Raw genomic sequence first — 23,311 nt, forward strand, 5'->3', positions numbered from 1 at the left:
AATTTTGCTATAATTAAAATTAAGAGAAAAAGAAAGTTCAAAGGATGGCGTTGTGTATTGGACTATAGAACATGCTCCTTGTCGTCCAATTGAGATAGGTTCTTTGCATGGTTCATGCTGAATTAAAATATAATCCTTATTTACAAAAGACAGAAATTCGTTTTAATGGGAAAGTTCCTAAAATCAACTCCGAAGTTGAAAAATTTCAAACGAAAAAATTACAGACATGGCTTGATAACTTGCCAGAAATCTTTGCTTCCGAGCTAAATGGCTATGATTTTGATCTGGATTTTTCTGGTAACGAAGCGGATTTCATTCAACTCAATGAAGTATTTTCAGGAAAAACAGTGAAATTAAAGCATAAAAATACTCTGGAATCGACTGCTGAAAAGCTGTCCGAGCTGGATGAATTATATCACTGGCTAAAAACTCAACCCAATGACTATTTTTTATTTGACAAATCTATCGAAAATCCTCAACCTGAAATTTCTGTCAAATTCATTGCGGAAGAAGCAGACCAATTCCTGCCAAATTTGGTGGAATTAGACGTTGAACAACTAACAAATGCATCAAAATTAATAGAAATTGATCTAGAAGATACGCCTATTGTGCTTGCGCTGATGAGCAGCAAAGAATTTATTCGTCAAAACTTACAAGTGCTTCAAAAGTTTATAGATAATCATCAAATTTCGCAAGCTCAGCTTTTTTTCTGGAATAATACAGAGCAAAATCAGACAAGAGAGCTGCAAGATTTGGGAATTCGGAACCCTCAAATTATTAACAGTTTTTCAAACAAAACCTTCCAGTGCTTTCTGGATGTTTTCCCAAAGACCAATTTCTTGGTCAGGCAACTGGAGGAATTTCGTCAGAAATATGATAAGAGCTTATTGACTTTGTCAGAAAATGAGGTTGAATTTGATAAAACGAATGCGACAGTTTTAGCAGATATTAAGCTGCTATCTGAGCAAATCGAGAAACTTAAAATTGCTAAAGAAGCCATCATTCAACACAACAATTTGCTTCCAGATTTTGATAGTCTGTTAGAAAATTTCAATCGTCAAATTGCAAGCTGGCAGAGACGCAAAACTCAAATTAAGAGTGATGAAGAAGCTCAAAAAAAATCAGAAGATTTTGAAACGCTCCTCTATGAATCTTTTTGGACGTTTGAAAATGATTTAAATATAGAAATGACAGATCAGCTTGATAAATTTGCCCTTGAATTGCAAGAACGCTATAAAGAAAGTCAATACCCAATTGTATTTTTGGTCGAAACATCACAAACTCATGTTAAAACGAAGAATAATTTTCCTGATTTGAAATCTGATCTTCTCAAGCTCAAAAAAGAATCATATGTTGAGCCACAGTCAGAAATGTTTACAGATTTTAAAAATAAACTTTTTAAACAGCCAAAAGCTCCTATGGAAATGATCAAGAAGGTAAATTACCCTCTGGAAAATTGGCGCAATAAAGCCAAAGAATGCTATGAACCATTACTTAATGATTTAAAAAAACAAGCTTCTCAGGCTCTTTATAAATCTGTGAATCAGCTTGTAGAAACATATGTTGACTTCTTAACAGGACAGATTAGTCAGCAAGAAGCAAAAAAATCTGAAAAAATTTCCTTACTTACAAGCGATCAGCAAAAGCTACAAGCAGACAAAGACTGGTTTAGCACGCTAGACGATAAATTGACAGAAATCGAGAATAACTAATGTCAGATGAAAACCTTCTGCAGCCAAAAGAAGCATCAGAATTCCAAATCCTTTCTGATGCCGAAAAATATCAAAATCTTCTCCAAATTATAGACGAGAATATTCGTCATGATTATCTCACACGACTTTCAGAGATGGAAATTGTTCCTCTTTCAGAAGAACTTCAAACTCTTGAGGACGATATCATCGAAAATATTCGTCTCTACAAGATTACGGAGATGGTCTATCAAAAGGGCGAGCCCGTAACGGATAAGTTTACAACGATTTTTAACACCTTATCAACCTATAAAAGTAGTGTTTTTATACTTTTAGACTCCAATGGTGAAAAGACAGATTTCTATCTCGGGGTTCGCTCTAATGGGGATAAACGCTCAATAGTTACGCTGGGAAATACGCTGAAAAGTACGCTTATTGGTCATTTTCCTGGAGCTAAAATCAAAGGTGAGAATCGTAAGAGTGTAATGAAACTTTCTCAAAGTATTCAAAATCGGCATAACGTTGCTTCTGTAAGTGTTGTAGGAAACAGCAAACTTGCTCAGCAAACCAACGAAAACTTCGTCCAAGGACTTGAAAAACTTGCTCTGGCCATGCAAGGCAAAACTTACACTGGTGTTATTATTGCCCAGAATACGCAAGAAGTAATTCCGCAAATGCGTCAAGAGTTCCAAAATCTTTATACAAACCTTAGCTCTCTCCAAAAAGTCCAAATCACAGACAACACTTCGGTTTCTGAGTCGAAACAACAATCCTTCACTGAAATGAACGGGAAGCAAAAAGCAGCGATGATTTCTAGCGCTGTTTTATCTCTTGCCGGTGGAATTGGTGGTGCCTTTCTTGGGGCAAGTGGAGGAGTATCCAAACTATTTGCTTCAGGAAGTCAAGCTGGACTTGGTGCGATGCTTGGCGGACAAGTGTTCGGTCAACTCGGCGGATTTCTAAATTCCCTTGCTCCTAATAGCACTAAAACGACCACCGACTCTAAATCCCAAACGACCACTACTGAAAATAAAGCAGTTACCGATATGCTCCAACTCATTGACAGTAATCTAAAGCGGATTAATGAGTTTGATAGTTATGGTATGTGGAATGTTGCAGGCTATTTTATCTCTGACGATATGTCTGCCGCTGAAATCGCTGCGAGTAATTATCGTTCCCTTATGAATGGTGAAAATTCAGGTCGTGATGTCTCCGCAATTAATTCATGGCGAAGCGATACCACAAATTTCCAAAATCTTACGACTTATCTTGCGCATTTTAATCATCCTGGCTTTATCTATGGTGGAAATATAGTAACAACGGCATCTACTGCAGTGAGTGGAAAAGAACTTGGATTACACCTTGGACTACCACGCAAAGCTGTTCCTGGACTTCCGGTGATTGAGCACGCTGAGTTTGGCAAAGAAGTTTATATTTATGACCTGAATCGAACTCAGGAAGAAAACATTGCGCCAGAAAATCGACTTACTTTGGGAAAGATTTTTGACTTAGGTCAAACTACTGATAAGGTTGTTGAATTACATAACCAAAGTCTTACGATGCATACGTTTATCACGGGTTCAACAGGATCTGGTAAGTCAAATACAGTTTATCAGATGGTTAATGAACTTCATCAGGATAATATTCCTTTTCTCATCATAGAGCCTGCTAAAGGCGAATATAAAGATGTTTTTGGTCATTTTTCAGATGTCCATGTTTTTTCTACCAATCCTAAAATCTCAGAGCTTATTCGTATTAATCCATTCAAATTCCCAGAGAACGTTCACGTCTTAGAACATATTGACGGTCTTGTTGAGATTTTTTCAGCCTGTTGGCCGATGTATGATGCCATGCCTGCTTTTTTTAAAAATGCTATGACTAATGCCTATCAGACAGTAGGTTGGGATTTAGGCACCTCAACTTTTGAAGGAGAGATACCAGAATATCCTGATTTTTCGCTTTTGGAAGAAGAACTGGAAATGTTGGTTCAACAATCAGCTTATTCTGATGAGGTAAAGGGAAATTATACAGGTGCCCTTATTACGCGAGTTCATTCTCTCGCGACAGGACTCAACAAATATATTTTTACTACTGAACAAACGCCATATGAAATGCTTTTTGATGAAAATTGTATTCTTGATTTAAGTCATGTAAAATCAGGAGAAGCAAAAGCGCTTATTATGGGGCTCATGGTCTATCAACTCAATGAGTATCGCAGCTCTCAAAAAAAGAACGCTAATACGTATTTAAGACATGTTACTGTTCTCGAAGAGGCACATAATCTTTTGAAAAATCAAAGTGGTGGAGAATCCTCAGCGCTTCAAAGTAAATCCATCGAAATGATTACTAACACAATAGCTGAAATCCGAACATTTGGAGAAGGGGTTATCATAGTGGATCAATCTCCATCGTCAGTTGATGTCGCAGCAATTAAAAATACCAATACGAAAATCGTGCTTCGTACTCCAGAGTCCAATGATCGAGACGCTGTCGGTCGATCTATGGGACTTACAGAAAATCAGGTTAATGAAATCGCAAAACTTCCAAGTGGTGTCGCTGTTGTTTATCAAAATGACTGGATGAGTCCTGTGCTCACACGGATTAATAAAGCAGATATTGTTGAGAAAGTTTATCAATACGAGCAAACAAAACCAATCAAGACAATCAAAGATGCGCGTGAAGATATTCTTGCTGTTCTTCTCATGCCATGGGTAAAAGGGAATAAAATCTCAAAAAGTTCATTTGATGAAGCTATTGAAAGCCTTGAAATTTCACGTCGAACAAAACTTGATTTGCGAGAAGTCTTTGCAATTTATGAAGCGCACCAAGGCAAGCTCATCTGGCGAGGATACAAAATCCCAGCACTTCAAGAATTGATTCGGGGAATCATTGGGATTGAAAACTTTGACAATATTAATGAAAAACCTTTCTCAGAAGAAATACGTCAAGCAATAGAAATGGTACTAAATTTGGAGGTAGTAGATTAATGAATATTGAAAGCACTAAGAAATCTGTTGAAGAAGGTATCAAGAACGTTGGAGAAGGATTTCATAAAGGCGCTGACGAGATAGGAAAGACAGCAACTAATATCTCAAAAAATAAGACTTTTGGCGATGTTGCAGAGTTTGGTGCAAGCCTAGTGCCAGGAGTCTCTGAATATAAAGATATTAAGGCAGCTAAATGGGGAATGCTTGCTGTAGATACTGCAATTGATACAAGTATGTTTATCCCTGGTGTTGGTATTGGTTCAAAAGTCGCTGAAAAAGGCATTGAAAAAGCTGGGGAAAAGGTTGGTGAAAAAGGGTTAGAGAAAGGGATTGAAAAAGCTACTACTAAATCTGTAATCTCTGAAACAGAAAAAATTACTGAAAAATTTGGAGGACGAGAGCTAAATTTGCCAAAAGATGGGATTAATGGTGCTTTTGAGAAAAATAGAGGGAATAGTAAATTTTTAGTCAATGAAAAAACAATTCCTAAAGTGTTTAATCTTGAAAATAAAACATGGGGAGAAATTCTAAAGCCGTACGGTGTAGATGGTATTATTTATAGAAATGGATTTCCTGATTTCTCCAAATTTAGTCAATTTACGACCGAAATCAAAAATTTTTCGATAGATAGGTCAAAAAACTTTGTTCAGGCAGATAAGTTTTTAGCAGGATTAAAAGGATGGACTAAATCTGAGGCAACGGAATATAGAAAAGCAAATAATCTGGTTTGGCATGAGCATGAAGACATGAAAACTATGGAGCTTTTACCTCGTGAAATTCATAATAATATGCCACATACTGGTGGTGTTTCGCTAATGAAACAAGAAATGTTAGGAGAATAAAATGGATACAATATTTGGCAAAATGAAATTTGATTATGGATGGGAATCACCGTATGACTTTGAGCTTTTTGGGAAGAAATATAAAATTCTTTTGCGTGCTGAGGCAGATAATGAAACTGATGGGATTTCAGATAAGCAAGAGCAATCATTTGAAATATATCAGACCAAGAAGGCTACTTATTCAAAATTAACTCAAATATTGTTAGAAACAAGTATTGATGATTTTGAAGCAGCTAATTATAAACCGACAACTTTATTATTTCAACAAAATGGAGAATTCACAATATTATTGGATGATAGGCAAAACGAAGATGATGGAATTGCAGTAGTATTATTTCCGAATGCTTATGTAACTACTCAAGATTATTATTTATAAAAAGCAACTAAAAAAACTTTACTATTAGATTTGAGAGTGACTTTCTAAAGTAAATGAAAATGAACGCTTTGTTGCCAACGCGAAGCCAGAAGTCGTTGAGAAAGAACGCGCAAAACTTGCCGCTTACCAGGAAAAATTGAATCCGATGCAAAAACGGATTGAAGAATTGAAAAAATAATGGAAAAAGCAGGTTAAAGACTTGTGAGATACGATAGTAGCAGTTATCGTGATGATCGGAATTTGAATTTAAATTGCCAACGTGGAGGTCGTCTGTCTTGTCCATAAATAAAAGGATTCTGCCAAATTTGGTAGAATCTTTATATTTTTCTGTAACTTTGAGGACCTTTCAGCGTGGATAGAAGTTCCGTCAAAATTGACGGTGGACATTTAGCGCTGCAAAAGGATTATGATGACAGCGATAAGTATCATAAATGCTGTCCTTAGGCCATAAGATAAACGCTTGCAAAATTTTTCGGGCTTGTCAATGAACTGCCGTTGAATTAAAATATTTAGCGCAGCATTGATGAGAACAGACGCGACCAGCGCCAGTAAAAATAGCTAAAAAGAGGGCCAGTTGCCCCCAAATGCGGAGATGAGCGCACCAGCTATCAGAAAGATGACAAAATTTGCTAGGGCTTCGCCAAGAATCAGCGGAAGAGGATTGGCATTTGGCAGCTCCCGAACCATCTGCCAGGCGAGTTCTTCAGCGGATAAACCAAAATATTCCCGTGCGGAAATCCCGTGTTTCTGTGCGTCGGCAATGTCAGATAGAATGTCAAGCCCACTTTCGTTCTTGCCCAAGTTGTGTGCTTGTTCTTGACTCGCAATGATAAAATCCGTCAAAAATTTCTGATTTTCACGCGTCAAAAATTGGCTTGTTATCCGTGGCTTCTGCCAAATCAGCTTTAAATTTTTTAAACATAAGATTCCTCCTTTTAGAAATGAATGACCCAGATCTGCTGTGTCAACCAGAAAATCAGGACATAGCCTGCAATAACAAGGCTAAATGGAATAATAAAACGAAGCCAGCCCCAGAAAAAAGACTTATGGATAAATTTTAGTATCCAGCGGTTGGCAGACAAAGTTTTTAGAAGCCATCCAATGAGAAATGCCGTATAGATACTGCTGAGGAGTAGCGCTGCGATGGAGAGTTCGACATGGTGTGGCGGAAATATCAAATCAGACAAAATCGACACGGAGCTTGCTGACAGGAGATAAATTCCCCAGCCAATAAGAATGAATTTCATGATTCGGCTTCCCTTTTCGATAGGGGTTTCAGCGACAATTTCATTTGCTAGCGTCTCAATGTCTCGTCCCAAATAACTTTCTGCGGATTTTCCAACCTTTTGTGCGTCAAGCAAGTCTTGCAGGATTGAAAGCAAGGTCTCTTCATAGATTTCCTCTCGGCGAAAGAGGGATTTCGTTCGCACGAGGATCAGTAAATCTTCATAGAAAGTTTTGTTTTCAGGTGTCAGCTGATCGCGCAGTTGATTATTCTCTTGAATGAGTTGTGATGGTTTCATAAAATCGTCTCCTTTATTAGAGCTGACAGCGATTCTGTCAAATTTTCCCAGTTCGGCAAAAGTCTTGCAGTTTCTTTTAGCAACTGTGCATTGACTTTCTTTCTTGCTATTTTATAATATCAATTAGTTGATAAAGCTATTATATATTATCTACTAGCGTTTGTCAACGGAAAATGACTTTACATAATATTCCAAATGCAATGAGTGATTCGCTCTCTTTTTGCCTTGCTAAGCTGAGTACATAAGAAATTGAATGCGACGCAGAAACGGATTGAAGAATTGAAAAAATAAAAAATGAATCATTTTACGAACGCTATACTGTACGTGTAGCGTTTTCTTTTGACTTCGTCAAAAGAAAAAAACTATAAAGATAGCTGTTCTGATAAGCTATCAATTTAGAGATTAAAGAGGTATCAGCATGATGGAGAAAAATAATTCTCTCAATTTATTTCGATTGTTATTTGCGACGTTTGTCATTATCATTCATTTTGGAATTTACAATTACAACTATGGCAATTTGTTTCCAAAACCGCTCGTTATTTTTATTGGATTAGCGGTTCCGATGTTCTTTGTTGTCTCTGGGTATCTTATCACCCCGAGTGCCTTAAAGTACAACCTTAAAGGCTACCTTGCACGCCGATTTGGGAGAATCTACCCTGCTTATTTCTTTGCGCTAATTGCTGTCCCTGTTATTTTTGCGCCGATAACCTATTTACTCCAACATAAAGGAAGTTTAAGCGGCTATCTTGCACAAACGCCAAGTCCATTGCATTATTTTATTTTTGGCTTGCCATTGGATGTTTTGAGTCCGCGGATCGGCACGATGAAGGATATTTTACTCCCTGAGGGCTGGAATGGTTCTATTTGGACCATAATTTTTGAGTTTGGCTGTTATCTCGCGATTTTTGCTGTTATTGCGCTATTTCGACGGACTCGTCTCAAAGAAATAAATTATAAATGGGCGATTTTATTGCTTTGGGGAGTTGTGTTATTGCTTTCTATAATCTTCCCCACACAAGATAAACCAGCCAGTTTTGTTTCATATTTGGTGACCTATAGCTTTTATTTAGCTGGCATTTGGCTGGGCGGAGCGCTCTATTACTTCTTTCAAGATAAATTTTCACTCACTTGGGTCAATGCACTCCTTTCTTTTGTGGTTTGTGCGCTAGCTATTCCACTCTTTCCACATCATTTTGGGATTCAATTAACCAGTCCATTTTTAACTTATGTTCTTATTTTTCTTTCAAAAAAAATCCCTTCTCCCAAGTGGATCAAGGAAAATGACTTGTCATACGGTGTTTATCTTTATGCGTGGCCGACTGGTGTGGTGGTGTCAATGATTTTTAGAAGTTCCTTACATTTAGATAATATTCTCCTTTATTTTATGACGACACTTCTTGTAAGTCTGATATTCGCTTGGGTTTCATGGGCTGTGATAGAAAAGCGCGTTTTGACGATGGTCAGGCGATAATTTCTGAGTACAAAGCTTTTGATAAAACAAATTTTTAGCGCTGTCAGTACTGACAGCGCAGGTTTTGTTGCTCTACCATGACACAAAAATGTTGTCAGTACTGACAAAGTGACACTATTGACTAGAAAATTGTGATGTAAAAACGGATGGAAGAAATAAGGATGTGAAATAATATTTTTGACGGAAGATTTCGTAAAACTTTTTTCTTGACATTTTTCTATCCTGTGATAAAATAGTTTCATGACTATCGAACAACAAAATCAAGATGACGATATTCGCATCAAAATGTTTAAAGCATTGGCTGACCCAACTCGAATGGATATGATAAGGATGGTACGGGACAAATCCGATGAAAATGGGGAACTTCCCTGCTCTGTAGTGTTTGAAACCCTCCCTTTTAGTAAATCGACCGTATCTTTTCACTTTAAAACCTTGCGTGAGGCAGGGTTGACGTTTACCCGAAAAGAGGCACGACAAACCTATTTCCGTCTCAACCGTGTGGCGTTTGATCGGTATCTCCCAGGTTTGTTGGACACGTTTTAAGGGATTAAAAAATTTTAGATTTATGGTTCGATAATTCACGTACTAACGAACTATTAATGGAAAGTGTTTTTTTATGAAAAAGTACTCAATTCTTTTTTTTCTCATCATGTTTCTAATTGGCACGGATAGTTTTTTGATTAGTCCGCTTTTGCCCATTCTCGCACGAAATTTCAATGTTAGCGCAGCGAATTCGGCATGGATGACGGCTACTTATGCGATTGGTTTTGCGCTCTTTGCATTGGTGGCTGGACCTTTGTCGGACAGTCGTGATCGTAAAAACGTGATGCTCGTTGGGTTGATAGGTTTTGGACTCGCAACTTTGCTTTGTGGATTAGCATCGAATTTCACACTCATGCTGATTTTTCGCTTTTTAGCGGGGGTTTCGGCAAGCTTCATCACGCCGCAAGTTTGGGCATCTGTGCCACGTGTCACAAGGGATAATTCCTCGCGCATGAAGTTGATGGGCGTTGTCATGGCGGGCTTAGCTGGTGCGCAAGTACTTGGTGTTCCAATTGGGAGTTTTCTTGCACTGCACAGTTGGCACATGCCCTTTTTTGTGGTCGCCGCAAGCACTTTGCTCCTCATTTTTGCACTTTGGCGGCTTTTGCCAGGACTTCCTCCTGTTTTAGGAAGTGAAAAACAAAAAGTAAGTAAGATATACGCAAAACTCCTCAAAAACCGCTCTGGAATGGGATTTGTTACAGGATTTGGTGTGATTTTTGTCGGAAGTATTGCTGTTATGAGCTTTCTTGGTACTTGGTTCAATCAGGACTTTCATCTTGATCTTGCGCAAGTTGGGACAGCACTGTTGTTTGTTGGGTTAGGACAATTTTTAGGTGGATTGTTCGGCAGTCATATCACGCAACATTTTGGAAATCAGCGGTGGCTTCGCATTGCGTTTATCAGTTGGGCGTTGCTCTACCTTATTTTGCCATTCATGCCAAATTTGCCACTTGCTGTAGTTGTTTTGGCTCTTATTTTTGGAATTAACGGCATGACCATTCCTGTTTTAGTATTGACCAATCAAAACACAGCGCCTGAAGTCAGAGGGACGATGTCTGCGTTGTCCAACTTTTCGATGTACACGGGACAAGCCGTTGGTGGCGCATTTGCAGGGGTATTCTACAGTCATTTTCCGGGTTATTTTGGTATTTCTTATTTTGCGCTCGTGATTTTTTTAAGTGCAGCACTGATTTATTGGAGGTCTGGATTTTGGAAAGTTTACAAGAGTTGAGAATAAAAAATTGATGCTATGACATCAATTTTTTATTCGCTTTCTTTGACCTGTAACTCCCAACTCCCATCGTTAGCTTTGACAAGAACTTGTGTTAGCGTTTTGTCGTTGGGGACGGTGAAATGCTGAGCGGAGAGGACAGCGCCGAATTCCATGGTTTCATTACCAAGCGCTAAGGTGCCGATATCATAGGGATAATAACCCATCGCACTGAAAATGGCTTTGACCGTACTTTTTGCGTCATCATCATCTCCCGCAAAGGCGAGAAATCGTCTGGCACCTGTCGTGTTGCCGTCAAGATATCGCGCGTAGAGCGTATTGAAGGCTTTGACGATTTTTGTGTCGGGAAAGTGGCTTTGAAGGAGGAGTGAGCCACGATTTTCAGGCAGATCACCCTTTTCCATCTGATTGGTCACATCAATCAGGATTTTTCCAGTCAGGTCAAGGTCTGAAAGCGCAGCAGCTCGATTTTCCCAGCGCACGGCAAGGACAATAATGTCGGCTTTTGCTGCATCAAAGCGTGTACCAGCAGTCAATCCAGTGGATTTGGCAAAGTCTTGCAAGCTTTCTGGACCGCGCGAATTGGCAAGAATCACATCATGCCCTGCTGCTGCAAATTGTGCTGCGATGGGCTTTCCCATTGCTCCTGCACCGATTACTCCAATGTTCATTTGAAGCCCTCGTTTCATATTCTATTTATGAAACCAAGTATAAAACTTTTTAGTTTCATTGTCAAGAATTGAAACCCGTGGATTTTTAAGCTATAATAGAAAGATGAAAAAAAATTTGACAGACGAAGAAATTTTGAAGACAGCGGATGCGCTGAACTGGGAAAAAGGATTTGATAAGATGCGAATTATTGACATCGCTCGGGCGCTAAGGGTCAGTCATACCGCGATTTACAAACATTTTGAAAATAAAGAAGTGATTTTTGAAAAATTATTAAGAGAACGCTACGATGTACCTTTACGAATGAAACGATTGAAGGGAAATGCAAGTCAAAAGAGTTGTGATTTCGTGCTGCAGCTGCATGCGGTAAATGTGCAAGCTTACGAAAAAAATCCAGAGCATTTTGAAAGTTGTGCGCGTTATTTTCGGAGTAATCTTGCGATGCACACACGTTATTTGCACATCGTGGCAGAGCTGATGGAGCGAGAAATCGGGATTTCTGAGCAGATTGCGTTTGATTTGCTGTCGCTTTTACAACAGTTTCACAGTCCGCTTTTTCTTGAGCTTTGGGTAGAACCGACTTTTGAGACAGATTTTAAGCGCACTTGGAAATTGCTGAAAAAAGGGATAAAAGAAAGTTTGAAGTAAAAATTTTTTTTGATTGACAGCAGGATTTTTTTGAGATAAAATGTTTACAGTAAACAAAATTTGATTTAAGAAAAGAGAATAAATTACGACATTACTTGCGATTCTTGCACATCCACATACGGATGATTTCAGTTGGTCTTTAGCGACTTTTGAGGTGTTTTTAAAAAGCTATAAACAGGCGCATCCAGAGGATAAAATCGTGATCCGTGATCTTTTTGATGAAAAAGTACCTGCACTTGACAATGAAACATTTGCGGCGTGGAAGCGCAATAAATATGCACCAGAAACGCTTAGTGACGCGGATAAATCGCTTTTAGCAAGGCATGAGAGTTATCTTGCAGAGTTTTTATCTGCGGACAAATATGTTTTTGTCAATCCGATGTACAATGGCTTCACAACAGCGCAACTCAAAGAATACATTGACGTCATTGCAGTACCGCGCAAGCTTTTTCGCTATACTGAAACAGGACCTGTGGGACTGCTCAAAGGGAAAAAATCGCTCCACATTCAATCTGCTGGCGGATTTTATCATAATGAAGAAGATCCAGGACACATGGCCAATGATTTGGGCGCGCCTTATGTGGCGCAAACAATGGCGATGATTGGAATTGACGCACACAGCCAACTTTTTGCGGAGGGCTATGCGCATTATCCTGAACGCGCAGAAGCCATCAAAGAAGAAGTATTTAAAAAAGCACAAGAGCTTGGAGTGGAGTTTTAATGACAGATGTAGAGGCAATCAATCAAGCCCTTAGACGACTTGCCACACAACGCGAAAGTCTAAAAATGGAACGTCAAACAATCATCGACGCATTGCCCACAAAAGCATTGAAAGCGGAGGTTTTGAAGCTGTCAGTGGTCAGTTTGCACGTTTTGTCAGCACTGACAAAAAAAGAGTTGACCGGTATTGAACTCGCAGAAATTCTCGCGGTAACGCGTGGCGGAATTACGCAAGCTGCAAAAATATTGTTGCGTGTGGGAATGATTGTTTCTTATCAGTCACAAAATGATCGAAAAAAAATTTTTTATCAGCTGACAGAAAAAGGGCGTCAGATTGCAAAAGTTCACGACGAGATGCACGAAAAAATGGATCAAAAACTCAAAGTCTCACTTTTTGATCAGTATGATGCTCAGCAAAAAGCGTTAATTTTGCAGTTTTTGACGGATTTCATTCGTGTGAAAAACGATCTCTAAAATTTTCTGTCAGTACTGACAGAAAAATCGTCACGTCACATTTGTCCTTATAATGATAAAAAGTGCTCTGAATTGTTGTCAGTGCTGACAAAAAATAGAAGTGTGTGTGATGGACTGAAATTGTTTTCATGCTTGATTGACGTGATTGTAAGTATTTTCCTATTGAGAAAATGAAAAGAAAGTGATAAAATAGACAAAGAAAAACTAATAAAGGAAATAAACAAAATGGCTCACATTAAATTTGATTACTCAAAATTGGCTCCATTTGTAGCTGACAATGAATTGGACGAAATCCAATGGCAAATTGACGGCGCAGATAAGTTACTCCGCGAAGGTAAGGGCGCTGGCTCAGACTTCCTCGGATGGATTGACCTTCCGCAAGATTATGATAAAGAAGAATTCGCACGGATTCAAGCTGCGGCTAAAAAAATCCAAAGTGATTCTGAAGTACTTGTTGTACTTGGTATTGGAGGATCATATCTCGGTGCGCGTGCAGCAAATGACTTTTTGAACGCTACATTTGCAAATTATCAAACACCTGAACAAAGAAAAGCACCCCTTGTGATGTATGCAGGTAATTCGATTTCATCCAACTACTTGGCTGATTTGGTTGATTTTGTTGAAGATAAAGATTTCTCAGTGAATGTAATCTCAAAATCAGGCACAACAACTGAACCTGCAATTGCTTTTCGTGTTTTTGAAGAATTGCTTGTGAAAAAATATGGTCGTGAGGGCGCAAACGCTCGCATTTACGCAACGACGGATAAAGCCAAAGGTGCCGTTAAAGTCAATGCGGATGCGAATGGTTGGGAAACTTTCGTTGTCCCAGATTCAGTGGGCGGACGTTTCTCTGTTTTGACGCCAGTTGGACTTCTTCCTATCGCAGCAGCAGGACACGACATCAAAGCATTGATGGACGGTGCGAATGCGGCACGCAAAGAATATACAGACACAGATGTTCGTAAAAATGATGCATATGCTTATGCAGCACTTCGCAATATTCTCTACCGCAAAGGAAAATTCTCTGAAATTCTTGTCAATTACGAACCAACGCTTCAATATTTTGGCGAATGGTGGAAACAATTAGCTGGAGAATCAGAAGGAAAAGACCAAAAAGGAATTTATCCAAATTCTGCTAATTTCTCAACTGACTTGCACTCAATCGGACAATCCATTCAAGATGGTTCACGGAACCTTTTTGAAACAGCTGTTCGTGTGACAAAACCACGCAAGAACATTGATATCCCTGTCTTTGAAGAAAATTTGGATGGACTTCGTTATATTGAAGGAAAAGATGTAGATTTCGTCAATAAAAAAGCGGCAGACGGTGTTTTGCTTGCGCACACAGACGGAAATGTCCCTAACATGATTGTTGAATTACCAGCACAAGACGAATTCACACTCGGCTATGCCATTTACTTCTTTGAGCTGGCGATTGGTATTTCTGGCTACTTGAACGGCATCAATCCATTTAATCAACCCGGTGTTGAAAGCTACAAACGCAATATGTTTGGACTTTTGGGTAAACCTGGATATGAAGAATTGACGGATGAGTTGAACGCACGTTTGTAATTCTTGTAAAAACTGAAAAAATGAGCTCTGTCAAATTTGACAGGGCTTTTTATTTTTTTGACAGTTCTGTCAAAAAAATAATCATCAAAAAAGCTTTTGATAAAACTGTCAAAAAGCTTTTTTAATCTTCCCAGTCATGCACGAGCGTAAACGTGACATTTTCATTGCTTCCGACGAGTTTTGCGACAGGACAGCGACTTTCGGCGAGGGCAAACATCGCGCGGGCTTTTCGCGCATCAACATCAGCGCTGAGCGGGATAAAGACGGTTACGTCCACAAGAAACACCAGACCGCGCTTTTTTTCGTCGGGCGCTTGATAAACGGCGACCTTGACCTTGCTAGTGTGCGCCAGCTGATTGCGCTTTTCAACAGCTTCGAGCGTGGCGTTGAGGCAGGTCGCAAGAGCAAGCCCGAGAAATTTCTCAGGATTGCCGACAGCTTCGGCGTTACTGGGCGAGCTGATGGGGTACGTTTCCTCGTTTTTGATGTAGGACACGCCATTGACGCCAGTTTCGTTGATGGCAATGGTTTTGTAGGTTGCCGTAGGGTGTAAAATTTCTTCTGACATGAGAACCTCCTGAATCTTTGATAGTTCTATTTTACGCCATTTTTGGGAAATTTTGCTGAAATCTGTTTTGACAGAGTTGTCAAACGGACGGAATAGAAAAAATTTTTTGACAAAACTGTCAAAAAATTTTCATAACATTTACTTCAAAAATCCCTCGTTTTTGCTTTCTTTAATTGCATCTTTCACAGCAGTTTTGATGACAAAATAAAGCGCGAAGCAAATCACTAGGAAAATGTTAAGATAAACCAATAATCCAATCATGGAGCCCATTTTGAACTCTCTTTTTGTAAGATGTTTTATTGATTACATTATAGTACTTTCTTATTTAAGTGGTTTCACATAAGGCACAATCGGCGTTGTCAATCCGACATTTGTCGCAAAAACCCAAGGTTCATCATCAAGTGTTCCGAAATTTTTCGTCTGTCCTGTCAAAATGACACCAGAGAATTTTGCGCTTGCAAGCGTTGGATACTTTTTGATTTGTTTACGTGCATCTTTGAGTGGATTAAATTCACCTGTGGATGAGGTTTGCTCCGTTGGCCAGTTGTTGACATCTTTGACAAAAGTCTTGTAAGAAGATGCAGATAATTTTCCCGTTGGTTGGTTGGCATTTCCATTATCAAACGTTTTCGAGTCTGAATTTAAGCCGAAATAATCCAGATTATATGCAGCGTCCAGATTTTTAGAATCAGACAATCCTATCCAGTACCAGTTAATCAGCAGATTTTTCGGAACAAGCGCTTGGATTTGTGCATAAGTCAGCGGTTCTTTGAAAGTCACAGCGATTTCTGCCAGCTCATTGGGCTGATTTTTAAAGGTTGAAGCTTCGTGCGTCGGCTGCAGTCCATAGTAATCTTTGCTCTTAAAATTAACCTTTGTCTGGAAAAACGTGGCGATTTTTTGATTATCTTTTTGCGTATAATAGCCGTTACTCGTGATTTGCGGTGAGGCGTACATATCATAATTTTCATGGCTCATATACATCGAAAGCGTGCCAAAAGGAAAATCGAGAGGCTTCCACGTTACATGATAACCATCAATATTTTTGTATGTATCGAGATGTAGATTGGAGGTAAAAACGCCATAATCATTGATATAAGCGCTGTTATATCCCACATTTGGTGCTTGAATATCCACAAAATCTACCGCCAAATCATATGTCTTGAAATATAATTTTTCCATCTGCGCACTGTTAATCTGCATGACAATCCCAAAAACGACCACGAGCGCTGTCAGTGTCAGATAAACAGGCAAAAAGATGCGTTTCATCCGAGCTTTTCTAGCCACTTGTTTAAAATTTTTCTCCAAATCTGCTGATTCGCGCGTTTTTCTAAAACGTTTCACAATTTTTTTAATCAGCCAATAAATCCCAAAAATCAGGGCTGATAGGATTAAGTAGGGAATAATAATTTTCATTTTAACACCTTTTTCTCTTTGTTTTTAAATTTTCCAATCATCAACATCTTCCTCTTCCAAAATTTTCTTTAATTTTTTGCGTGCGCGGTAGAGAGAAACCTTGATTTTACTGACGGAAAAGCCAGTTTTCTGCGCAATTTCTTTGACGGACAGATTTTCATAATAATAAGCCGTCAAAAGTGTCTCATCATTTTTTGACAATTTTGTCAAAAGTTCTGACAGATCAATCGTGCGTTTTTTCTCGGCAAATTCTGACAAACCACGTCCCATTTCCTCAATAATCTGCGCATATTTGCCCGCACGCCGATAATGATTGATATAATTTCGGATAGCCACACGATACATGAACGCACGTAATTTTCGTGGCTCTATCAGCACGTCCAAATCCAGCAGTGTCACAATCGTATCCTCGGCATCAAAAGGCGATGCTCCACGTGAAACGAGGTACTTCGTGACTTCTACAGCATAGTGAGTGACGTCTTGCTCATAATCTTTGATGTTCACTTTTTCCTCCTTTCACTTATATAACAAATAAGTCCCAACTTTGGTTACACCTTATTTTAACAAAAGAATTTTTTTTAGTACAGCGCATCTCGTTTTTGTACATCATTTGTGATACAATGAAAGGTAAATAAAGAGAATAGAAGAGTTTAAGGTAAAAATGAAAGCGTTTTGGAGTTTAAAGCGGAACATTCAGATTAGGATTTTGATTGTATTTTTGGCCTCATTTAGTTATGGGACCGTTTTTTCTTCAATGACGATTTACTATAATCAGCATCTCGGCGCAACAATCACAGGTATTTTTCTTGCAATCTCTAGTGTGGCGACGTTCGTTTCAGGCCTTCTTGCAGGATTTTGGGCGGACAAGTTTGGAAGAAAACCCGTGATGATTTGGGGAACGAGCATTCAAGTGCTGGGAAGTGTGGGTGCGCTTTTGGCAAATGTTCCAGGTCATGCCAATCCGTGGTTGACGTTTCTCGGGTTTCTCTTGATTTCATTTGGTTTTAATTTTGATGTCACTGCAGGATCGGCGATGATTATTGACGATTCTACGCCAGAAAATCGGAAAACTGTTTTTATGCTTAATTATTGGGCACAAAATCTTTCGGTCATTATTGGCGCAGCACTCGGAGCTTGGCTTTTTAAACCAGCTTTCTTTGTTTTATTGCTCATTTTAGTTTTCACGATGGTTGTGACACTTTTGATCGTTTTTTTCATGCTGACAGAAAGTTTTTATCCCCAAAAGATCAAATCTTCTCTTTTTGTCAGTACTGACAAAAAGAAAGAAAGTGTCTTTGAAAGTTATAAAATGGTACTTTCTGATAAAACATACGTTATTTTTATCCTTGCAAATATTTTGACAACGATGATTATCATGCAATTTGACAGCTTTTTACCTGTTCATTTATCAAATAGTTTTAAAACCATCACTTTTTTTGGTTTTGAAATCTATGGGCAACGGATGCTTACGATTTATTTAATTTTAGCCTGTGTTTTAGTGGTCTTATTAATGACCACCCTCAATCGATTGACCAAAGACTGGTCTCACAAAAAAGGGTTTATTTTGGGAAGTCTATTTATGGCAATGGGGATGATTTTTTCTTTTTTGACAACGACATTCACCCCGATTTTCATTGCAGGGATCATCTATACTTTAGGAGAAATTGTTTATACACCAAGTGTTCAAACTTTAGGGGCAGATTTGATGAATCCAGAAAAGATTGGTGCTTATAATGGTTTGGGGGCAATCAGAATGCCAATCGCCTCGATTCTTGCAGGTTTACTTGTTTCGATTTCACCGATCATCAAAGCGACGGGAGTGTCTCTGGTGTTAGCATTGACAGAAATTTTGGCAATTATTTTAGTGATTATTGCTGTAAATAGACATCAAGAAACCTTCCTTCACTAACAACTAACCAACAAAGATAAAAACAGAAAGAAATAAAATGAAAGATTTTTTTGGATTACATCCAACACTTAAAATTCGTTTAATCATGAATTTTTTTGGGACACTTTGCTTTAGTACAGTGGGTGGCTCAATGACTATCTACTACAATAAATATATGGGAGCAGGAATCACGGGATTACTTTTAATCATTAGTTCCGTTATGGTTTTTTTGGTTGGGCTTTATGCTGGTCATTTGTCTGACGTTCAGGGACGAAGACCTGTGATGATCTTTTCAACTGCCATTACTGGCCTTGGTGGAGCTTTAGCAACCTTTGCAAACTCCTCTTTTTTCTTCAATCCTTGGGTCACTTTTTTAGGATTTCTTATTATCAATTTTGGTTTTGGCTTTTTTAACACCGCAAGCCAAGCGATGATTGTAGATTTGACAACCAGCGAAAATCGGCGAGTCGTTTATAGTATTCAATACTGGATTATCAACTTTGGAATCATGATTGGTTCAGGACTTTCAGGCTGGTTTTTCCGAGATTATTTGGTCTGGTTACTTTTAGCCATCACAATTGAAGAAATCATGAGTTGTTTGGTTGTGATTTTTTGGATTGATGAATCTTTCAATCCAGATACTCAGCAGCATAAGCAAGAATCAAACATTATTAAAGCCTATTTCACCGTCGCTAAGGACCGTATTTTCATGTATTATTTGTTTGCTTCGATTTTCATTGCGATGATTTTCAATCAAATGGATTATTATCTTCCAGTCCATTTGAGTGACAGTTTTAGAACAGCAAGGATTTTGGGCGTTGAAGTTTATGGACAACGGATGCTGACAATTTTCCTAATGGTCAATACCTTGGTCATCGTACTGTTTATGGGGAGAGTCAATAAATTAACCAAAAATTGGTCACGAAGCAGTGGAATTGCGATTGGAATTATTTTGCAAGGGCTGGGTTTTATGATTGCTTTTCTTGGGCGTGATTTGACTTGGGAGATTTTTGCAGCACTTGTGAATACAGTTGGGGAGATGATTCTAGTTCCATTTTCTCAAGCCCTTCGTGCGGATTTGATGGATGGCGAGCAAGTCGGGACTTATACAGGCGCTTTTTCAGTGACTCAGCCTATCGCTTCGGTCTTGTCAGGAATCCTTGTGTCCCTCTCAAGTCTTTATGGAAATATTGGAATGACCCTGTTCATGTTTTTCATTATTGTATTAGGTGTGCTTCCTTCACTCCGAGCGATTCGGATGTATGAAAGTCATTCATGAGTTAAATAGAGGTAAAAATAAGATTCAAAGGTTAGAATGAAATTCTGATTTGAGAAACTTATTTTTTTGTCAGTAAAATAATAAGAAAATTTTCACTGACAGAACGATTAGACCAAGGATTACAGGGAGATTAGGCTCTCCATTTGAAATTTTGTGATATAATTATTTTCATGAGAGTAGTTTCAGGAAATTATGGCGGAAGACCGCTGAAAACATTGGCAGGAAAAACAACAAGACCAACCACCGATAAAGTTAAGGGCGCCATTTTTAATATGATTGGTCCTTATTTTGAAGGGGGGCGAGTTCTTGATTTATTTGCAGGGTCAGGCAGTTTGGCGATTGAAGCCATTTCAAGGGGAATGGATCATGCCCTTCTTGTTGAAAAAGACAGAGCAGCTCAACAAGTCATTTTGGAAAATATCAAGATGACCAAAGAACCTGAAAAATTTCAACTCTTAAAAATGTCAGCAGAACGAGTCTTATCAAACGTATCAGAGACTTTTGATTTAGTCCTCTTAGATCCACCTTATGCTAAAGAACAAATTGTTGAAAACTTAGAACTTTTGCAAGATAAAAAACGATTGACAGAAAATGTAGTTGTCGTCTGTGAAACAGACAAGGGAGTTGAACTTCCTGACCACATTGGGAAATTAGAGCTGACCAGACAAAAGACTTACGGAATTTCTAAAATTTCAATATATGAATTTTGATTTTTACTGACAGAAATTCTGTCAGTAAATTAAGAAAGAAAAAGTAATGACAGAAAAAATAGGACTTTACACGGGAACTTTTGATCCATTAACAAATGGACATTTGGATATTATTAGACGCGCAGCAGCACAATTTGATACACTTTATGTAGGGATTTTTAAAAATGATCAAAAAAATCCTCTTTTTTCGACAGAACATCGTGTCAAAATGATTCGAGAAACCTTGTCAGTACTGACAGAATTAAAAAATGTCACTGTCATTACTCACGATGCTGATTTGACTGTCCATATCGCTCAAAAACTGGGTGTGACAGCACTGGTTCGCGCCATCAGAAACGCGACAGATTTAGAATATGAGAAAAACATGTGGTATTTCAACTTTGAAATGACTGGAATCGAAACCGTCATTTTCTTGGCAAAACCAGAGTTAGAACCAATTAACTCAACACGAATGCGAGAGTTGACCGCATACAAACAAGACGTGAGTCAATGGGTTCCTGAAAATGTTGCCCGCGAAATCGCACTGCTCTCTGAAAAAAATAAATTTAATGTGAGAAAAAAATGAAAAAAGAAAAAACTGAAATTCCACAAAAGAAAAATAAATTCCTCAAACGCCTGCTTTTGATTGGACTTCCGATTATTGCTGTGATTGCTTTGATCGTCCCAACTAATCATTATATCGAAGTTCCTGGAACGACAGAATCGGTCAATGCGATGGTTCATATCGACGGAAAAAAAGATACGCATAAAGGAAATTTCTTTTTAACGACCGTTGAGATTGCGCGTGCGAACTTGGCGATGATGATTTATGCTCATTTTAATCCATTTGCGACAGTTTACAGTGCACAAGATTTGATGGGAAATATGAGTAGTAAACAATACGATTTAGTCAATCAATTTTACATGCAAACCGCACAAAACACTGCGATTTATCAAGCATTTAAGCAGGCAAAAATGCCGTATGAGCTAAAATATGATGGTGTTTATGTCCTTGAAATTGCAAAAAATTCGACGTTTAATGGCAAACTTCAAATCGCGGATACCGTCAATGAAGTCAATGGAAAAACGTTTCAATCTAGCGAAGAAATGATGAAGTTTATTCAAAGTCAAAAAGTCGGAGATCCTGTGACGATTAAGGTTCAGCGAATCGATGGAAAGCCCCATCGTTTTGAAGGAAAATATGTAAAGCTTGCGACAGGAAAAACAGGAATTGGGATTAGTCTAGTGGATCACACAGAAGTCGTGACTGACCCGAAAGTTACGATTAACGCAGGTGCAATCGGTGGTCCAAGTGCGGGGATGATGTTTACACTAGAGATTTACAGTCAAATTACAGGGAAAAATTTGAGAGCGGGACGTGAAATTGCAGGGACAGGAACAATCAACTCAGATGGGACCATCGGACAAATCGGCGGTGTTGATAAAAAAGTAGCTACAGCGAGTAAAGAAGGCGCAAAAGTTTTCTTAGTGCCTGATTCAGGCACTAAAAAAGAAAGCAGCAACAACTATTTAGGTGCCAAAGCCGCAGCTAAAAAACTCAATACAAAGATGAAAATTATCCCCGTCAAAACCATTACTGACGCCTTGGATTATTTAGAAAAATAAGAGCGACTGACCACGTGTCAGTCCTTTTTTCATCTAGTTTACAAGATTCTGTCAAAGTTGTATAATAATATCAAATAATTTAAAAGATTTGGAATATATGGCAAAGGAAAACTAAAATGGAAAAAAATTTAAAAACTGGAAAAATTATTGCTTTCATAAGAAAAACAAAACATCTAAAATTAAAAGAAATGACAGGAGGCTCTTTTTCAGAATCTCAACTTGCAAAATTTGAAAAAGGCGAAACAGAGATTACTGTGGGTAAATTATTTACCGTCTTAGAAAACTCAAATGTCTATTTTGACGAATTTCAAAACCTTTATAACGACTATGAACAATCTAACGAATACAGCTATCGTCACAAGTTGGCCATTGCTTATGCGCAAAAAAATGTTGAAGAAATAAAGGAAATTCAAGATTTTTGGAAAGAAAAATGCCAACAGAAACCTGATAATAAATTTTATCAGATTAATCAAATAGTGGTTAAAATCAACTTAGCAATGGTCCAAAATTCCAAACCTTATAAAAAAGACATTACTTTCTTGATGAACTACCTTGATTCTGTCGATGAATGGGGACGCTATGAGTTATGGATTTTTGGAAATTGTCTTCGACATTTTGATGATAATGCTCTAGAGTATTACGGAATTCAAATTTTAGGAAAAGCAAATTATTATCACTCAATTCATCTCAATCAACAAATCGTAATAAGAATATTTTTAAACCTTATTGATACTTGGTTACGTCGAGAAAATTTGATACAAGCTTTTAAATATATCAATCACTTAAATGAAATAGGAATAAGTATCAATTTTTTCTATGAAAAAATCTTGTTTGAATATCATAAAGCCCATTATAAAGTATTACAAAAACAAAAAGGTGCTATCGAAGAAATGAAAAAACACGCGCAAATCCTAGAAGATCATGGATATTCACTAGAAGCAAAAGTCCTTTTTGAAGAGATTGAAAAATTATAGGGCTTTGGCATATATTCCAAAAGAAATTTATAGGATAATTAAAAATGATATGATATAGCCATAAAATAATGGCTATATTTTTTTAGCTGAAAATAAGAAAGTATACATGAAATCAGGAGGGAAA

23 protein-coding genes and 1 pseudogene are annotated in these 23,311 nt (G+C 38.1%); 18 read left to right on the forward strand and 6 right to left on the reverse strand.

All coding sequences use genetic code 11. The features are described 5' to 3' along the window. Window positions 1-107: 107 nt before the first annotated feature. The 5 genes and pseudogenes from GHI93_RS07620 to GHI93_RS13180 form a co-directional block, all read left to right on the forward strand. Entirely contained in the window at window positions 108-1,712 is a 1,605-nt protein-coding gene (locus tag GHI93_RS07620) for a hypothetical protein (protein ID WP_153496455.1), read from the forward strand. Then, window positions 1,712-4,675 (forward strand): ATP-binding protein, encoded by a 2,964-nt coding sequence (locus GHI93_RS07625; RefSeq protein WP_153496456.1) that lies wholly within the window; start codon window positions 1,712-1,714, stop codon window positions 4,673-4,675. Before GHI93_RS07620 ends, GHI93_RS07625 begins: the two co-directional genes overlap by 1 nt. Continuing rightward, window positions 4,675-5,517: an HNH endonuclease gene (locus GHI93_RS07630; RefSeq protein ID WP_153496457.1), complete on the forward strand. Its 843-nt coding sequence runs from the start codon at window positions 4,675-4,677 to the stop codon at window positions 5,515-5,517. Before GHI93_RS07625 ends, GHI93_RS07630 begins: the two co-directional genes overlap by 1 nt. Before the next feature lies 1 nt (window position 5,518). Next, a complete protein-coding gene (locus tag GHI93_RS07635; protein WP_153496458.1) occupies window positions 5,519-5,893 on the forward strand; it encodes a hypothetical protein in 375 nt (124 codons plus the stop codon). Between the two features lie 58 nt (window positions 5,894-5,951). Continuing rightward, a pseudogene (locus GHI93_RS13180) lies at window positions 5,952-6,071 on the forward strand (hypothetical protein); the annotation flags it as partial. 380 nt (window positions 6,072-6,451) lie between these two features. Here GHI93_RS13180 and GHI93_RS07645 read toward each other — a convergent pair. Together GHI93_RS07645 and GHI93_RS07650 are read right to left on the reverse strand one after the other, a co-directional pair. After that, window positions 6,452-6,760 (reverse strand): DUF1129 domain-containing protein, encoded by a 309-nt coding sequence (locus GHI93_RS07645; RefSeq protein ID WP_153496459.1) that lies wholly within the window; start codon window positions 6,758-6,760, stop codon window positions 6,452-6,454. 68 nt (window positions 6,761-6,828) lie between these two features. Continuing rightward, window positions 6,829-7,416 (reverse strand): DUF1129 domain-containing protein, encoded by a 588-nt coding sequence (locus GHI93_RS07650; protein ID WP_153496460.1) that lies wholly within the window; start codon window positions 7,414-7,416, stop codon window positions 6,829-6,831. Window positions 7,417-7,834: 418 nt separating this feature from the next. Between GHI93_RS07650 and GHI93_RS07655 the strand changes: the two genes are divergently transcribed. From GHI93_RS07655 to GHI93_RS07665, 3 genes are all read left to right on the forward strand, one after another. Then, window positions 7,835-8,887, forward strand: a complete 1,053-nt coding sequence (locus GHI93_RS07655; protein WP_153496461.1) for an acyltransferase family protein — start codon at window positions 7,835-7,837, stop codon at window positions 8,885-8,887. A gap of 240 nt (window positions 8,888-9,127) precedes the next feature. Next, window positions 9,128-9,430, forward strand: a complete 303-nt coding sequence (locus GHI93_RS07660) for an ArsR/SmtB family transcription factor (protein ID WP_153496462.1) — start codon at window positions 9,128-9,130, stop codon at window positions 9,428-9,430. A 73-nt stretch (window positions 9,431-9,503) separates the two neighbouring features. Beyond that, window positions 9,504-10,664: an MFS transporter gene (locus tag GHI93_RS07665; RefSeq protein ID WP_153496463.1), complete on the forward strand. Its 1,161-nt coding sequence runs from the start codon at window positions 9,504-9,506 to the stop codon at window positions 10,662-10,664. 32 nt (window positions 10,665-10,696) lie between these two features. Here GHI93_RS07665 and GHI93_RS07670 read toward each other — a convergent pair whose 3' ends face one another. Further along, window positions 10,697-11,335, reverse strand: coding sequence for an NADPH-dependent F420 reductase (locus GHI93_RS07670; protein ID WP_170272417.1), 639 nt, complete (start codon window positions 11,333-11,335; stop codon window positions 10,697-10,699). 103 nt (window positions 11,336-11,438) lie between these two features. Here GHI93_RS07670 and GHI93_RS07675 point away from each other — a divergent pair, with 103 nt between their 5' ends. The 4 genes from GHI93_RS07675 (at window position 11,439) to GHI93_RS07690 (ending at window position 14,747) form a co-directional block, all read left to right on the forward strand. Beyond that, on the forward strand, window positions 11,439-11,981 hold the full coding sequence (locus GHI93_RS07675; RefSeq protein ID WP_153496465.1) for a TetR/AcrR family transcriptional regulator: 543 nt from the start codon (window positions 11,439-11,441) through the stop codon (window positions 11,979-11,981). Window positions 11,982-12,081: 100 nt separating this feature from the next. Continuing rightward, on the forward strand, window positions 12,082-12,702 hold the full coding sequence (locus tag GHI93_RS07680; protein ID WP_425481760.1) for an NAD(P)H-dependent oxidoreductase: 621 nt from the start codon (window positions 12,082-12,084) through the stop codon (window positions 12,700-12,702). Beyond that, on the forward strand, window positions 12,702-13,175 hold the full coding sequence (locus GHI93_RS07685; RefSeq protein ID WP_153496466.1) for a winged helix-turn-helix transcriptional regulator: 474 nt from the start codon (window positions 12,702-12,704) through the stop codon (window positions 13,173-13,175). Before GHI93_RS07680 ends, GHI93_RS07685 begins: the two co-directional genes overlap by 1 nt. A gap of 225 nt (window positions 13,176-13,400) precedes the next feature. After that, window positions 13,401-14,747 carry a glucose-6-phosphate isomerase gene (locus GHI93_RS07690; protein ID WP_153496467.1) on the forward strand — a complete coding sequence of 449 codons (1,347 nt, stop codon included), beginning with the start codon at window positions 13,401-13,403 and terminating at the stop codon, window positions 14,745-14,747. 121 nt (window positions 14,748-14,868) lie between these two features. On the opposite strand, the gene GHI93_RS07695 is transcribed toward GHI93_RS07690, so the two are convergent. From GHI93_RS07695 to GHI93_RS07705, 3 genes are all read right to left on the reverse strand, one after another. Next, window positions 14,869-15,315, reverse strand: a complete 447-nt coding sequence (locus GHI93_RS07695; RefSeq protein ID WP_153496468.1) for an OsmC family protein — start codon at window positions 15,313-15,315, stop codon at window positions 14,869-14,871. Between the two features lie 321 nt (window positions 15,316-15,636). Then, window positions 15,637-16,731, reverse strand: coding sequence for an anti sigma factor C-terminal domain-containing protein (locus GHI93_RS07700; RefSeq protein ID WP_153496469.1), 1,095 nt, complete (start codon window positions 16,729-16,731; stop codon window positions 15,637-15,639). A gap of 24 nt (window positions 16,732-16,755) precedes the next feature. Then, window positions 16,756-17,235, reverse strand: coding sequence for an RNA polymerase sigma factor (locus GHI93_RS07705; RefSeq protein ID WP_343030341.1), 480 nt, complete (start codon window positions 17,233-17,235; stop codon window positions 16,756-16,758). 157 nt (window positions 17,236-17,392) lie between these two features. Here GHI93_RS07705 and GHI93_RS07710 point away from each other — a divergent pair, with 157 nt between their 5' ends. From GHI93_RS07710 to GHI93_RS07735, 6 genes are all read left to right on the forward strand, one after another. Beyond that, on the forward strand, window positions 17,393-18,640 hold the full coding sequence (locus GHI93_RS07710) for an MDR family MFS transporter (protein ID WP_153496470.1): 1,248 nt from the start codon (window positions 17,393-17,395) through the stop codon (window positions 18,638-18,640). 37 nt (window positions 18,641-18,677) lie between these two features. After that, window positions 18,678-19,898 (forward strand): MDR family MFS transporter, encoded by a 1,221-nt coding sequence (locus tag GHI93_RS07715; protein WP_153496471.1) that lies wholly within the window; start codon window positions 18,678-18,680, stop codon window positions 19,896-19,898. A gap of 170 nt (window positions 19,899-20,068) precedes the next feature. After that, window positions 20,069-20,608 (forward strand): 16S rRNA (guanine(966)-N(2))-methyltransferase RsmD, encoded by a 540-nt coding sequence (gene rsmD / locus GHI93_RS07720; RefSeq protein ID WP_170272418.1) that lies wholly within the window; start codon window positions 20,069-20,071, stop codon window positions 20,606-20,608. 46 nt (window positions 20,609-20,654) lie between these two features. Continuing rightward, a complete protein-coding gene (coaD, locus tag GHI93_RS07725; RefSeq protein ID WP_153496473.1) occupies window positions 20,655-21,173 on the forward strand; it encodes a pantetheine-phosphate adenylyltransferase in 519 nt (172 codons plus the stop codon). After that, window positions 21,170-22,213: a SepM family pheromone-processing serine protease gene (locus GHI93_RS07730; protein ID WP_153496474.1), complete on the forward strand. Its 1,044-nt coding sequence runs from the start codon at window positions 21,170-21,172 to the stop codon at window positions 22,211-22,213. Before coaD ends, GHI93_RS07730 begins: the two co-directional genes overlap by 4 nt. Before the next feature lie 116 nt (window positions 22,214-22,329). After that, window positions 22,330-23,187 (forward strand): Rgg/GadR/MutR family transcriptional regulator, encoded by an 858-nt coding sequence (locus GHI93_RS07735; protein ID WP_153496475.1) that lies wholly within the window; start codon window positions 22,330-22,332, stop codon window positions 23,185-23,187. The last annotated feature ends 124 nt before the right edge of the window (window positions 23,188-23,311 follow it).

The sequence above is a fragment of the Lactococcus hircilactis genome (assembly GCF_009601015.1).
Taxonomy (GTDB): Bacteria; Bacillota; Bacilli; order Lactobacillales; family Streptococcaceae; genus Lactococcus; species Lactococcus hircilactis.